Raw genomic sequence first — 13,988 nt, 5'->3', positions numbered from 1 at the left:
GAGACCGCCACCCTCCGCCGCGTCAGCCTTGCCGACCAGATCCGCACCTACCCCGCCCTCTTCGCCTCGCGCCGGTTCTGGGGCTACACGCTGGCCGCCGCCTTCGCCTCGGGCTGCTTCTTCGCCTACCTCGGCGGCGCGCCTTACGTCGGAGACAACATCTTCGGCCTCTCCTCCACCCATGTCGGCGCCCTCTTCGCCCTGACCGCCATCGGTTACGCCGCAGGCAACTTCCTCGCTGGCCGCTACTCCGTCCGCATCGGCATGAACCGGATGATCCTGATCGGCTGCATGGTCACCTCCGCAGGCCTCGCCCTCCTCGCCTTCCTCACCCTCGCCGGCCTCTCCGGCCCCACGGTCTTCTTCGGCCTCACCATCTTCATGGGCCTCGGCAACGGCATCTGCCTCCCCAACGCCAATGCCGGGATGCTCTCGGTCCGCCCCGACCTCGCCGGCACCGCCTCGGGCCTGGGTGGGGCCATCCTGATCGGCGGCGGCGCGGGCCTCGCCGCCTTCGCCGGTGTGCTCCTCGGGCCCGGTTCCTCGGAAATGCCGCTCATCCTCCTGATGCTCGCCTCTTCGGTGGCCTCCGTCATCGCCATCCTCTTCGTCATGCGCCGCGCCCGCCAGATCGGCGCTTGACGCAGCTTTGCAAAGCGCCGCATAGCTTTGCAAAGAGGTTCCCGATGCCCACCCAGAAGCTTTACGCCGGCGTCAAACTGCGCGAAATCCGCGGGCGGCTCTCGCTGACCCAGAAGGCCTTCGCCGACAAGCTGAACGTCTCGCTCCCCTACCTGAACCAGATGGAGAACAACCACCGGCCCGTCAGTGCCGCCGTGGTCCTTGCCCTCGCCCAGGAATTCGGCCTCGACGTGACCGAACTGACCGTGGGCGAATCCGAACGCCTCGTCACCGACATGCGCGAGGCGCTGGCCGACCCGGTCTTCACCACCGCCACGCCGCCCTTGGCCGACCTCCGCCTCGCCGCGTCGAACGCCCCGGCCCTTGCCCGCGCCTTCCTCGACCTCCACCGAGCCTACCGCCAGACCCACGAACGCCTCGCCTCCCTCGATGAGGCCCTGGGCCGCGAAGACGCCGACCTCCGCCCCTCGGCCTGGGAGGAGGTCCGTGACTTCTTTCACTATTGCGATAATTACCTCGATGCGATCGACCGTGCGGCCGAGCATTTCGCGACCTCGGCAACCAACGGGAAACCCATCGAAACCCTGGCGCAGGACCTGTTGAAACGGGCGGGTATCAGCCTGCACTACTCCAACACCGCTCCCCTGAGGCACTACGACCCGCAGGCCAAGCGCCTCGACATCTCTGCCCGCGCCCAAGGCCCCTCGCAGCGCTTCCAGCTTCTGCACCAGGTCGCCCTTCTGACGCAGAATGAGCTTCTGGAGGCAACCCTCGACCTCGCACGCTTTTCCACCACGGAGGCGCGCGACATCGCCAAGATCGGCCTCGCCAACTACTTCGCCGGGGCCGCGCTCCTGCCCTACCGCGCCTTCCTGACCGCCGCGCAGGAAGTCCGCCACGACCTCGAACGCCTGGCCGACATCTTCGGCGCCAGCATCGAACAGGTCGGCCACCGGCTGTCCACGATGCAACGCCCCGGCGCCAAGGGCATCCCCTTCTTTTTCGTCCGCGTCGACCAGGCGGGCACGATCACCAAACGCCACTCTTCCACGCGCCTGCAATTCGCCCGCTTCGGCGGCGCCTGCCCCCTGTGGAACGTCCACCAGGCCTTTGAAACGCCCGGACAATTCCTGCGGCAACTGGCGGAAACCCCCGACGGCGTCCGCTACCTCTGCCTTGCACGCGATGTGTCGAAACCCGCCGGGGCCTTCCTTGCGCCAGTCCGCCGCTATGCCATCGGCTTGGGATGCGAGGTGCAGCACGCCCCGCAACTGGTCTACTCCGACGGGCTCGACCTGAAAGGAAGGTTCGAGCCCATCGGCATCTCCTGCCGTATCTGCGAGCGCGTGAACTGCCACCAACGCAGCGTGCCGCCGCTGGAGGGCCGTTTGAAGATCAACCCCAACGCCCGCGACGTCCTGCCCTACGAGATCGGCTGACGCCTTCGGCATCTCGCAAGGAGACGCCGAAGACGCATGACAAGCTGCTACTTCCGCAGCGCCGCTGCGATCTGGTCCTTGAGCCGTGCCCGCACCTTGCGCAGGGTCTCCTCCTCGGCTTCCGACACCGCGTCCAGCCGGGTCTCGGCCCGGTGCACCTTGTCGTTGACCACATCGTATTCGATGAGCAGCCCGGCGAAGTGCGGATCCGAGGCCTTCAAGGCACTGATCTTCTGCGCGTCTGCCGGAAATTCCTCGTGCAGCGTGTGCGGGGTGTTCGACATCGGTCTCTCCTTCTTGACTGTCCCCTGCAGTCTAAAGGGTCGCGACCTCCCCCGCCTTGACCCGGATCAAGCGGAACGCTGGCCACTCCCCTCTCCCCCGGGGGGAGAGGGGCCGGGGGTGAGGGGGGACTACCGCTGCGACACGCGCCAGTTCGGGTTGATCCAGGGCTCCAGGTTTGACGCAGGCAGGGGCGTCCGTCCCAGGATATGGTCCGCCGCCTTCTCACCCGTCATGATCGACGGGCCGTTCAGATTCCCGTTCGTCACCTGCGGGAAGATCGACGAATCCGCGACCCTCAGCCCCTCGACTCCGATCACCCGGCATTCGGGATCCACCACCGCCATCGGGTCCGCGGCCCGCCCCATCCGGCAGGTGCCGCAGGGGTGATAGGCGCTTTCGACGTGTTCCCGCAGGAAGTCGTCCAGCTGGGCGTCCGTCTCGACCCCCGGCCCCGGCTGCAACTCGGCCCTGAGGTAAGGCTTGAACGCCTCTTGCCCGAAGATCTCGCGCGTCAGGCGGATGCAGGCGCGGAAATCCTCCCAATCCGACGGGTCGGACATGTAGTTGAACCGGATGACCGGCGCGTCCGTGGGGTTGCCGGACCGGAGCGTGACCGACCCGCGCGACTTCGATCGCATCGGCCCGACATGGGCCTGGAACCCGTGTCCCGCCGCCACCGCCTTGCCGTCATAGCGCACGGCGATGGGCAGGAAGTGGTACTGGATGTCGGGGTATTCGACGCCCGCCTTGGACCGGATGAAGGCGCAAGCCTCGAACTGGTTCGACGCGCCGAGCCCCTTGCCCGTCAGCAGCCACTGCGCGCCGACCCAGGCCTTGCCCCAGAGATTCCAGTATTTGTAAAGGGTTATCGGCTGGCTCGCCGCGAACTGCATGTAGATTTCCAGATGGTCCTGCAGGTTCGCCCCGACCCCCGGCCGATCTGCGACAACCTCGATCCCATGCTCGCGCAGATGCGCCGCAGGCCCGATCCCGGACAGCATCAGAAGCTTGGGTGAGTTGATGGACGACGCCGCGATGATGACCTCGCGCCCCGCCCGGATCACCTGCCGCCCCGCGCGGGTGTCGACCTCGACCCCCACCGCGCGCTTGCCTTCCATCACCACGCGCCGGGCAAAGCCGCGCAGGACATGCACATTCCCCCCCGCCATCGCGGGCTTGAGGTAAGCATTCGCCGCCGACCAGCGCCGCCCCTTGTGGATCGTTGCCTCGAAGGGCCCGAACCCCTCCTGCTGCTGGCCGTTGTAGTCCTGCGTGACCGGATAGCCCGCCTGCCGCCCCGCTTCGATGAAGGCATCGAACAGCGGGTTTTCCCGGCTGCCCCGGCTCACATGCAGCGGCCCGGAGGTCCCCCGGAACTCCGGCCCCGAGCCGCCGTGCGACTGCTCCATCCGCTTGAAATACGGCAGCACATCCGCATAGGACCAGCCATCCGCCCCCATCTCGGCCCAGGTGTCGAAGTCCTTCGCGTGGCCGCGGACATAGACCATCCCGTTGATCGACGACGAGCCTCCGATCACCTTCCCCCGCGGCGTCGCCAGCCTGCGGCCCCCAAGGTGAGGCTCGGGCTCCGTAGCAAAACCCCAGTCGTAAATCCCCATGTTCATCGGGTAGCTCAACGCCCCCGGCATCTGGATGAACGGCCCCGCGTCCGACCCGCCGTGCTCGATCACCGTGACCCGCTTGCCCGCCTCGGCCAGCCGGTAGGCCATCGCGCAGCCCGCGGAGCCTGCGCCCACGATCACGTAATCCGCATGCATCAGACTGCCCCCCGCGCCAGTTCCGCCTCAAGCTGCCGCAAGGCCAGCCCCACCGCCGCCGCCCCGTCCGGAGCGCCCGATTTCAGCACCTCGCGCAGGTAAAGCCCGTCGATCAGCGCCCCGAGCGATTCGGCGATTCCCTCCGCCCGCGCCCCCGCCAGTGGCCGCAAGGCCGAGACTAGGTTCGACCGAAGCCGCCCCTGGTAGACCGCCAGAAGCCGTTTCGCCTCGGGCACCGTCTGCGCCAGGACCCAGAAGTTCAGCCAGGCCCCCACCGCCTCGCGCCGGAAGTTGCCGGGAGAGAATGACGCCCGCAGGATCGCGCGAATCCGCCCCTCCGGCCCCTCGGCCGCCGCCAGCGCCCCCCGCACCTCGGCCCCGTAAAGCGTCATGATGTGGCGCATGGCGGCCAGGAACATCTCTTCCTTCGACCCGAAATAATGGTGCGCCAGCGCGCTGGACATCCCCGCCCGCTTGGCGATCTGGCTCACCGTGACGTCCAGCGACCCCACCCGGCCGATCTCGACAATCGTGGCTTTTACCAGCGCTTCCTTGCGGATAGGCTCCATCCCAAGCTTCGGCATGTCGGTGCGGTCCCAGAAAACTCTTGCCAAACCGAATAAGGGCGAAGTTTATTGACTCGTCAATCAACAAAAACGCGGGGAGCCTCCATGTCCATCCGATCCACCCTCCTGACGACCGCCGTCACCTTCGCGCTGGCAGGCTCTGCCTTCGCCGAAGGCTGTGACAAGATCGTCTTCTCCGACGTCGGCTGGACCGACATCACCGCGACCACCGCCGCCACCACGCTGGTCCTGGAAGCCCTGGGGTATGAGACCGAGACCAAGGTCCTCTCCGTCCCCGTGACCTACACCGGTCTTGCCGAAGGCGACGTCGATGTCTTCCTCGGCAACTGGATGCCCACGATGGAGGCCGACCTCGCCCCCCACCGCGACGCAGGCAAGGTGGAAACCGTCCGCACCAACCTCGAAGGCGCGAAATACACCCTCGCCACCAACGAGGCCGGTGCCGCCCTTGGCATCGCCGACTTCAAGGACATCGCCACCCACAAGGACGCGCTGGAAAGCCAGATCTACGGGATCGAGCCCGGCAACGACGGCAACCGCATCCTTCTGGAGATGATCGAAGGCGGCCCCTTCGGGCTGGACGGCTTCGAACTCGTGGAATCCTCGGAACAGGGCATGCTGGCCGAAGTCGCCAAGAAGACCGAGGCCGGTGAGCCCATCGTCTTCCTCGGCTGGGAACCCCACCCGATGAACGCGAACTTCAAGATGACCTACCTCACCGGCGGCGACGACTTCTTCGGTCCGAACTTCGGCGGGGCCGTGGTCGATACCAACGTCCGCGCAGGCTATGTCGCGGAATGCCCGAACCAGGGCAAGCTTCTCCAGAACCTCGCCTTCTCGCTGCCGATGGAGAACGAGATCATGGGCGCGATCCTGAACGACGGCGAGGACCCGCGCGATGCCGCCAAGGCCTGGCTTGCCGCCAACCCCGATGCCTGGAAGCCCTGGCTCGACGGCGTGACCACCAAGGATGGCGGTGACGCCGTGGCGGCCGTGGAAGCCGCGCTGCAGTAAGCCGAAGGGCCCCGGGAGCCAACCCGGGGCCTTCTTGCTGGCCGGAGAAACGCTCTGGGGGGAACGGGACATGGACTGGCTGACGGATTACAAGATCCCGGTCGGCAAGGTGGCGAAGTCCATCTTCGACTGGATGAAGGACAATCTCTCACCGCTCTTCGACGCCATCTCGGCCGTGATGGACGCGATGATCGCCGGGATCCTCTGGCTCTTGCAGGCCCCGCATCCCCTTGTGATCGTTGCGATTTTCATCGCGCTGACCTGGTATCTGCAGCGCAGCTGGAAAGTCTGCCTGGGCGTGCTTTTGGGCTTCCTCTTCATTCTGAACCAGGGCTACTGGGAAGAAACCACCGAAAGCCTGACCCTGATCCTGTCCGCCTGCGTGGTCTGCATGGGCCTTGGCGTGCCCATCGGCATCGCCTGCGCCCATCGCCCCCGGCTTTACACGGCGATGGCCCCGGTCCTCGACCTGATGCAGACGCTGCCGACCTTCGTCTACCTGATCCCGGCCATCGTCTTCTTCGGCCTCGGCATGGTCCCGGGCCTGATCGCCACGGTGATCTTCGTCCTCCCCGCGCCGATCCGCCTGACGCATCTTGGCGTCTCCTCGACACCGATGGCGCTCTTGGAGGCCGCAACAGCCTTCGGCGCCACCCCGCGCCAGCGTCTCTGGAAGGTCGAGCTCCCCTGGGCCCTGCCGCAGATCATGGCGGGGCTGAACCAGACCATCATGCTGTCGCTGTCGATGGTCGTCATTGCCGCGCTTGTCGGCGCGAACGGCCTGGGCGTCCCCGTGGTCCGGGCGCTGAACTCGGTCAACACCGCCTTGGGCTTTGAATCCGGCTTCATCATCGTGGTGGTGGCCATCCTTCTCGACCGCATGTTGAGGGTAACGCGATGACCCGCCCAGCCGTAGAATTCGACCGCGTTTCCATCGTCTTCGGCGACCACCCCGAGCGCGCCTTGCCCCTGATGGACCAGGGCAAGACCCGGGCCGAGGTGCAGCAGGCCACCGGCCAGGTGCTGGGCGTCCACGACTGTTCGCTGACCGTGGCCGAGGGCGAAATCCTTGTCCTCATGGGCCTGTCCGGTTCGGGCAAGTCCACCCTCCTCCGCGGCGTCAACGCGCTGAACCCCGTGGTCCGGGGCGAAGTGCGGGTCCTGGAAAACGACAGGATGGTTTCGGTCACCAAGGCCGACCCGGAAACCCTGCGCCGCCTGCGCGCCACCCGCATCGCGATGGTGTTCCAGCAGTTCGGTCTCCTCCCCTGGCGGACCGTTCGCGAGAACGTCGGCCTCGGCCTGGAACTGGCCGGCATGTCGCCCGAGGCCCGGAAGCCCAAGGTCGACGCGCAACTCGAGCTGGTGAACCTCTCGCAATGGGCCGAGCGCAAGGTCGGCGACCTGTCCGGCGGGATGCAGCAGCGCGTGGGGCTTGCCCGCGCCTTCGTCACCGACGCGCCGATCCTCTTGATGGATGAACCCTTCTCGGCCCTCGATCCGTTGATCCGCACCAAACTGCAGGACGAGCTTCTGGACCTGCAGCGCAAGCTGAAGCGCACCATCGTCTTCGTCAGCCACGACCTTGACGAGGCCTTCAAGATCGGCAACCGCATCGCGCTGATGGAGGGGGGCCGGATCGTCCAGTGCGGCACCGCGCGCGAGATCATCGCCAACCCGGTGTCGGAGTATGTGGCCGATTTCGTGGCCCACATGAACCCTCTGGGGGTCCTGACGGCGCGGGACGTGATGGAACCCGGCGAGGCCTCGGCCCATACCCGCGCGCTCGACGCCGAGACGCCGGTGAAGGACATCATGGACCTGATGAGCCAAGGCGTGGCCGAGCTGGTGGTGACCGAGAACGGCCGCAACCTGGGCATGGTGCGGACCGCCGGGCTGATGGCCAAGCTGATCAACCCGCGGCGCCAAGCGTAAGCCGGGGACCAAAAGTTTTCGAAAACTTTTGGCAAAACTTTTCGAAAAGTTTTGCTCCCGGCCGCACCGTCGCGCCACGCTTCCACGCCGCGCCTTCCTTCCCCCGCCGTGGGAAGGGGATGGGGGTGGGGGGACCGTCGGTCAAAGGGTTAACCGTCCCCTAACGCCCACGCCCATCCGTTTGATTCCAAACCGGAATCCGAAAATGTCCACCGTGGACACCTACTCTGCCGACGCCGCCTTCTTCTTCGCCGGGGCCTTCTTGGCTGCCGTCTTCTTCGGGCTGGCCGCCTTCTTCGGAGCCGCCGCCTTCTTCGGCGCGGCCTTCTTCTTCCCCCCTGACTTCCCCGCCTTCTCGGCGATCAGGACCAGGGCCTCCTCCAGCGTGACCGCCTCCGGCTCCACCCCCTTGGGCAGGGTCGCGTTGACCTTCTCCCACTTCACGTAGGGCCCGTACTTGCCCGGCATCACCTGGACCTCACCCCCATCGGGATGCGCCCCCAGCACCTTCAACGGCCCCGCCTTCACGGCCCCGCCCCGACGCCCGGCCAGCTTCTGGGCCAGCACTTCCACCGCCCGGTTCATCCCGATAGAGAACACCTCCTCCACCTCCGGCAGGTTCGCATAGACCGAGCCATGCTTCACGTAAGGCCCGAACCGCCCGATTCCGGCCTCGACCAGCACCCCATCCTCCGGATGCTTGCCCACCTCACGCGGCAGCGACAGCAGCTGCAAGGCCCGCTCCAGGGTCAGGCTGTCGGGAGTCCACCCCTTCGGCAAGCTCGCCCGGTCGGGCTTGGGGTTCGCCTCGGAAGCCTCCCCCCGCTGGACATAGGGCCCGAACCGGCCGGCGCGCAGGCTGATCTCCACTCCGTTCTCGTCCTGCCCCAGCACCCGCCCGTCCGACGCCGCACTTTCCGCGTCCCCGGCGATGGGGCGGGTATACCGGCACTCCGGATAGTTGCCGCAGCCGATGAAGGCCCCACCAGAGCGCGCCGTCTTCAGATGCAGCCGCCCGGTCCCGCAGGTCGGGCAGACGCGCGGGTCACTGCCGTCCGCCCGCGCAGGGTAGAGGTGCGGCGCGAGGAAGTCGTCCAGCTTCTCCAGCACCTCGCCGATCCGCAGGTCCGCCGTCTCGGCAATCGCCGCCGAGAAGTCGCGCCAGAAGCGGGCAAGCACGTCCTTGTAATCGCGGTCCCCGGCCGAGACATCGTCAAGTTCCGCCTCGAGGTCGGCAGTGAAGTCATACTCCACGTACCGCTTGAAGAAGTTCGCGAGGAAGGCCGTCACCAGCCGCCCCTTGTCCTCGGGGAAGAGCCGGTTCTTGTCCTTCCGGACGTATTCCCGGTCAACGATGGTGGTCAGGATCGAGGCATAGGTGGACGGACGCCCGATCCCGAGTTCCTCCATCCGCTTGACCAGCGTCGCCTCGGTATAGCGCGGCGGGGGTTGGGTGAAGTGCTGTTCGGGCGTCACCGCGCCCTTGTCCAGCTTCTCGCCCTGCATCACCTGCGGCAGGCGGCCTTCCTCGTCATCCTCATCGTCGCGGCCCTGGTCGTAGACCTTGAGATAGCCGTCGAACAGCACCACCTGCCCGTTCGCCCGGAAACCGACCTCGCCATCGGGCGACACCACGTCCACCGCCGTCCGCTCCAGCCGGGCGGCCGCCATCTGCGAGGCGATCGTCCGCTTCCAGATCAGGTCATAGAGCTTGCGCTGGTCATCCTCGACCCGGATCTTCTCCGGCCCGAGACCCATGTCCGTCGGCCGGATGCATTCATGCGCTTCCTGCGCGTTCTTGGCCTTGTTCTTGTACATCCGAGGGCTGTCCGGCACGTAGTCCGGCCCGAAGCGACGCTTGATCTCATCACGCGCGGCCATCACCGCTTCAGGTGCCATGTCAATGCCGTCGGTCCGCATGTAGGTGATGTAGCCCGCCTCATACAGGCGCTGCGCGGCATTCATGCACTGCTTCGCGCCCATGCCGTACTTGCGGCTCGCCTCCTGCTGGAGGGTCGAGGTCATGAAGGGCGGCCAGGGGTTGCGGGTCGCGGGTTTCGATTCCACCGCCGCGACCGAGAATGTTCGAGAAGTGCAAGCAGCGACCGCCAACTCGGCAGCAGTGGCGGTCGGAATGTCGAATTTCTGCAGTTTCTTGCCGCCAAGGGTCACAAGACCCGCCTCGAACTCCTGTCCCCTCGGCGTGCGGAAGACGGCCTTCACGGTCCAGTATTCCTGAGCCTTGAAAGCCTCGATCTCCATCTCGCGCTCGACGATCAGGCGCAGGCAGACCGACTGCACGCGGCCCGCCGACTTCGCGCCGGGGAGCTTGCGCCAGAGGACCGGCGACAACGTGAAGCCCACCAGATAGTCCAGCGCGCGGCGGGCAAGGTAGGCCTCGACGAGGGCCTGATCGACTTCTCGCGGTTCCTTCATCGCCTTGGTCACCGCGTCCTTGGTGATCGCGTTGAACGTTACGCGGGCGACCTTCTTGCCCTTCTTCAGGCTCGACTGCAGGGCTTCCTTGAGGTGCCAGCTGATCGCCTCGCCTTCGCGGTCGGGGTCAGTCGCGAGGATCAGCGTGTCGTCGGATTTCAGCGCCTCGGCAATCGCGCGGACGTGTTTCTTCGACTCGGGCGCAACCTCCCACAGCATGTCGAATCCATTCTCGGGGTCGACCGAGCCGTCCTTGGCGGGCAGGTCGCGAACGTGGCCGTAGGAGGCCAGTACGGTGAAGTCCGGGCCGAGATACTTGTTGATTGTCTTGGCCTTGGCGGGGGATTCCACGACGACGACTGGCATGATGTCCCGAACTCCCAAGGCGCTTCGAATGGCGGGGCAACATGGGGGCGAAGTGCGGGGCTGTCAACGGGGGCACCTTGACAGTGCGTTCCGTCATCGTTTTCCCGGCAGGGCGACGGCTCAGTCGATCCGAGCCAGAAGTCCCCCCGGCTGGCGGGCAATCCGGCCGTCGAGTTCCAGCGTCAGAAGCTCGGGCGCAAGCTGCGCGGCCGAGACCTTCAGGTCCCGCAGCAGCTGGTCCTCGGCCAGCGGACTGGGACCAAGGCGGTTGAGAATCATGGAATGGAGAAGCGCCACCTCCTTCAGCGGGCGCTGCGGGGCCTCGGGGCCGGGAAGCGGCGGCAGGCGTATCTCAGGTTCCGGAGTGGCGTCCGTCGGCGCGCCCAAAGCTTCCAGCACGTCCTGCGGGCCGCGGATCAGGAGGGCGCCGTCGCGGATCAGGATGTTGCAACCCGAGGCGCGGGCGTCGAAGGGGTGGCCGGGAACAGCCATGACCTCGCGCCCATAGTCCAGCGCGGCCTTGGCGGTGATCAGGCTGCCGGATTTCGCGGCGGCTTCCACGACCACGACCGCGCGGGAGAGGCCCGCGACGATCCGGTTGCGCAGGGGAAAGTGGCGGGCCTGCGGCTCCAGCCCCGGGGGATGTTCGCTGATCCGGCAGCCGGCCGCGTCGATGGCGGCGGCCAGGGCTGCGTTCTCGGGCGGGTAGATCACGTCGATGCCGCCGGCCATGACGGCCACGGTCTTTCCCTGGCCTTCGAGGGCCGCCTCATGCGCGGCGGCGTCGATGCCGCGGGCGAGGCCGGAGATTACGGTGAACCCGGCCTCGGACAGGCCCGCCCCCAGCCGCCGTGCCATGCGGACGCCAAGCGACGAGGCGTTGCGGGCACCGACCATGCCGACGGCGGGGCGGTTCAGCAGGGAAATGTCGCCCGTGGCCCAAAGGACCGGCGGGGCGTCGGGGACTTCGGCAAGGGCCAGGGGATAGTCCGGCTCGCCATGCACAAGAAGCCGGGCGCCCAGCGCCTGGCCCTTCTTCAGCTCCGCCTGGACCACGCCCAGGGGGCAGACCTCATACTCCTCTACTCCCGCCGCCTTGGCGATACCCGGCAAAGCCTCCAGCGCCGCACGCGCGCTGCCGTGCTCGGCCATCAGACGATGGTAGGTGACCGCCCCCACGCGACGGGAGCGAACGAGGCGGAGCCGGTCCAGGCGGTCCTCCTTCAGGGGTGTGGGGTGTGTGGGGTGAGAAAGTTGCCCGTCGGCCATCCGTTGCCTCGCCTCGTTCGCAGAGGCACTCTGCACCGCGGGTGGTTAACGAAGTCTGAATGCTGGACATGAGTCGGGCAGCCTTGAACCTGCCTACGTTATTTGATCAAATGGACGCAACGCGACCCTGCGGCCGGTTGATGAGTCTTGGGGTCCATCAGGGAGCACGATCATGCTGAATGCCGAAGTAGCCAAGCGCCGCGACGAAGCCATCTCGCGCGGGGTGGGGATGATGACCCAGATTTACGCCGACAAGGCGCTGAACTCGGAGGTCTGGGACATCGAGGGCAACCGCTACATCGACTTCGCGGCCGGGATCGCGGTGGTGAACACCGGGCATTGCCACCCGAAGGTGATGGCGGCGGTGGCAAACCAGATGTCGAAGTTCACCCACACCTGCCACCAGGTGATGCCCTACGAGAACTACATCCGCCTCGCCGAGCGCCTGAACGAGAAGGTGCCGGGCAACTTCAAGAAGAAGACGATCTTCGTGACCACGGGCGCCGAGGCCTGCGAGAACGCGATCAAGATCGCCCGCATCGCCACGGGCCGGAACGCCGTCATCGCCTTCGGCGGCGGCTTCCACGGGCGGACCTTCATGGGGATGAGCCTGACCGGCAAGGTCGAGCCCTACAAGAAGGGTTTCGGGTCGATGATGCCCGACGTCTTCCACGTGCCCTTCCCGATGGACGTGCACAACATCTCGACCAAGGACGCGATGGCCGGGATCGAGAAGCTGTTCAAGGCCGACCTCGACCCGGCCCGGGTGGCCGCGATCATCTTCGAGCCGGTGCAGGGTGAAGGCGGGTTCTACCCGGCTCCGACGGACCTGGTGAAGGCGATCCGCGCGCTTTGCGACCAGCATGGCATCGTGATGATCGCGGACGAGGTGCAGACGGGCTTTGCGCGGACCGGGAACCTGTTTGCGATGGAGATGCATGGGGTCGCGGCCGACCTGACCACGATGGCCAAGGGCCTGGCCGGGGGTCTGCCGCTCGCGGCCGTCACTGGCAAGGCCGAGCTGATGGATGCGGCCAATCCGGGCGGTCTGGGCGGGACCTATGCGGGCAACCCGCTGGGGATAGCCGCGGCCAATGCCGTGCTGGACGTGATCGAGGAGGAAGACCTCTGCGCCCGCGCCAATGAACTCGGCAGCCGCCTGAAGCAGCGCCTGGAGGCGATCCGCGCCAATGCGCCCGAGATCGTGGACATCCGCGGCCCGGGCTTCATGGTCGCTGTGGAGTTCGCCAACCCGTCCACCAAAGAGCCCGACGCGGGCTTCACCGGGCGGGTGCGGCTGGAAGCACTGAAGCGCGGCCTTCTGCTTCTGACCTGCGGGGTCTATGGCAACGTTGTTCGCTTCCTGGCACCAATCACGATCCCAGACGCCCACTTTGCCGAGGCCATGGACATCCTGGAAGCCTCCATCGCGGCGGCCCGTCAGTAGGGCCGAAACGGGAACCGTTCGGAGGGTCCGGGGTTGTAGGCACAGCAACGGATCGGTCGGTTTCCGCCCATCCTCCCCTCGGGGGGGCGCAAAGCGGGGGTCAGACAGATACTGTCCGTCCGCGAGACTCATGAATGGAGTAGACCCATGAAACGTTTCCTTCTGACCCTTCCCCTGCTGGCCCTGCCGATCGCGGCCTGCACCCCGGCTGAACAGAACGCGGCGCTCGGCGCTGTCGGTGGCGCGGCCGTCGGCGCGGCCGTCTCGTCTGATGCGGACCGCGAGAAGGGTGCCATCGTCGGTGCCGTGGTCGGCGTTGCCGCCTCGCAGCTGCTGGGGCCCGCCCCGCAGACCGGCAAGTGCTACTACCGTGACCAGTACGGCAACCGCTTCATCGCGGACTGCCGCTAAGCCTTGCGCCCCGGCCCCCGATGCGGGCCGGGGCAACCCCTTCCGGACGGGGGGTGAAGCGGCTAGAAGGGCGGGCAATCCGTCAATGGGCCGCACATGTCCGACCTCTCCCATGGCATCGAGCTTGCGTCTGCCAGCGTCCGGCTGGGCGGCCGGCTTGTGCTGGACGGGCTGACCCTGCGGCTGACGGAAGCGCGCATCGGGATCCTTGGACGCAACGGATCGGGCAAGACGACGCTGCTGCGGTTGATCGCTGGGCTGATCGCTCCGGATCAGGGAAGCGTGCGGGTGGACGCGGTTGACCCGTTCAAGGACCGCAAGGCAGCGCTTTCGGCGCTGGGGATCCTGTTCCAGAACCCCGACCACCAGATCCTTTTCC

13 protein-coding genes are annotated in these 13,988 nt (G+C 66.8%); 8 read left to right on the top strand and 5 right to left on the bottom strand.

Annotated elements, in window-relative coordinates; translation table 11 throughout:
- The coding region (locus ACE3Q6_RS21870) for an MFS transporter (protein ID WP_374437167.1) at positions 1-642 on the top strand (642 nt) is incomplete at its 5' end.
- 44 nt (positions 643-686) lie between these two features.
- Positions 687-2,081: a short-chain fatty acyl-CoA regulator family protein gene (locus ACE3Q6_RS21865; protein ID WP_374437165.1), complete on the top strand. Its 1,395-nt coding sequence runs from the start codon at positions 687-689 to the stop codon at positions 2,079-2,081.
- Between the two features lie 47 nt (positions 2,082-2,128).
- Here the strand turns inward: ACE3Q6_RS21865 and ACE3Q6_RS21860 are convergent, their stop codons facing one another.
- The 3 genes from ACE3Q6_RS21860 to betI form a co-directional block, all read right to left on the bottom strand.
- Positions 2,129-2,365 (bottom strand): YdcH family protein, encoded by a 237-nt coding sequence (locus ACE3Q6_RS21860; protein WP_374437163.1) that lies wholly within the window; start codon positions 2,363-2,365, stop codon positions 2,129-2,131.
- A 129-nt stretch (positions 2,366-2,494) separates the two neighbouring features.
- A complete protein-coding gene (gene betA, locus ACE3Q6_RS21855) occupies positions 2,495-4,144 on the bottom strand; it encodes a choline dehydrogenase (RefSeq protein ID WP_374437160.1) in 1,650 nt (549 codons plus the stop codon).
- On the bottom strand, positions 4,144-4,728 hold the full coding sequence (betI, locus tag ACE3Q6_RS21850) for a transcriptional regulator BetI (protein ID WP_374437169.1): 585 nt from the start codon (positions 4,726-4,728) through the stop codon (positions 4,144-4,146). The genes betA and betI overlap by 1 nt, the downstream gene beginning before the upstream one ends.
- 87 nt (positions 4,729-4,815) lie before the next feature.
- Between betI and choX the strand changes: the two genes are divergently transcribed.
- The 3 genes from choX to choV all read left to right on the top strand — a co-directional run bounded on the left by choX (position 4,816) and on the right by choV (position 7,680).
- A complete protein-coding gene (choX, locus tag ACE3Q6_RS21845) occupies positions 4,816-5,745 on the top strand; it encodes a choline ABC transporter substrate-binding protein (protein WP_374437157.1) in 930 nt (309 codons plus the stop codon).
- 70 nt (positions 5,746-5,815) lie between these two features.
- The gene (choW, locus tag ACE3Q6_RS21840) at positions 5,816-6,646 is read left to right on the top strand and encodes a choline ABC transporter permease subunit (protein WP_374437154.1); all 831 of its coding nucleotides are present in this window, start codon (positions 5,816-5,818) and stop codon (positions 6,644-6,646) included.
- Positions 6,643-7,680 carry a choline ABC transporter ATP-binding protein gene (gene choV, locus ACE3Q6_RS21835; RefSeq protein WP_374437152.1) on the top strand — a complete coding sequence of 346 codons (1,038 nt, stop codon included), beginning with the start codon at positions 6,643-6,645 and terminating at the stop codon, positions 7,678-7,680. Before choW ends, choV begins: the two co-directional genes overlap by 4 nt.
- 222 nt (positions 7,681-7,902) lie before the next feature.
- Here choV and topA read toward each other — a convergent pair whose 3' ends face one another.
- Positions 7,903-10,482 carry a type I DNA topoisomerase gene (topA, locus tag ACE3Q6_RS21830; RefSeq protein ID WP_374437149.1) on the bottom strand — a complete coding sequence of 860 codons (2,580 nt, stop codon included), beginning with the start codon at positions 10,480-10,482 and terminating at the stop codon, positions 7,903-7,905.
- Between the two features lie 120 nt (positions 10,483-10,602).
- Positions 10,603-11,751, bottom strand: coding sequence for a DNA-processing protein DprA (gene dprA, locus ACE3Q6_RS21825; protein WP_374437147.1), 1,149 nt, complete (start codon positions 11,749-11,751; stop codon positions 10,603-10,605).
- Positions 11,752-11,923: 172 nt separating this feature from the next.
- Here dprA and ACE3Q6_RS21820 point away from each other — a divergent pair, with 172 nt between their 5' ends.
- The 3 genes from ACE3Q6_RS21820 to ACE3Q6_RS21810 form a co-directional block, all read left to right on the top strand.
- Positions 11,924-13,198 (top strand): 4-aminobutyrate--2-oxoglutarate transaminase, encoded by a 1,275-nt coding sequence (locus tag ACE3Q6_RS21820; RefSeq protein WP_374437145.1) that lies wholly within the window; start codon positions 11,924-11,926, stop codon positions 13,196-13,198.
- Positions 13,199-13,345: 147 nt separating this feature from the next.
- Positions 13,346-13,609: a glycine zipper 2TM domain-containing protein gene (locus tag ACE3Q6_RS21815; protein WP_374437143.1), complete on the top strand. Its 264-nt coding sequence runs from the start codon at positions 13,346-13,348 to the stop codon at positions 13,607-13,609.
- Positions 13,610-13,705: 96 nt separating this feature from the next.
- The coding region (locus tag ACE3Q6_RS21810) for an ATP-binding cassette domain-containing protein (RefSeq protein WP_374437141.1) at positions 13,706-13,988 on the top strand (283 nt) is incomplete at its 3' end.

Source organism: Tabrizicola sp. (assembly GCF_041913445.1).
Classification (GTDB): domain Bacteria; phylum Pseudomonadota; class Alphaproteobacteria; order Rhodobacterales; family Rhodobacteraceae; genus Tabrizicola.
Note: the sequence above shows the minus strand (reverse complement) of the source record. Positions and strands in the feature narration are given on the sequence as shown.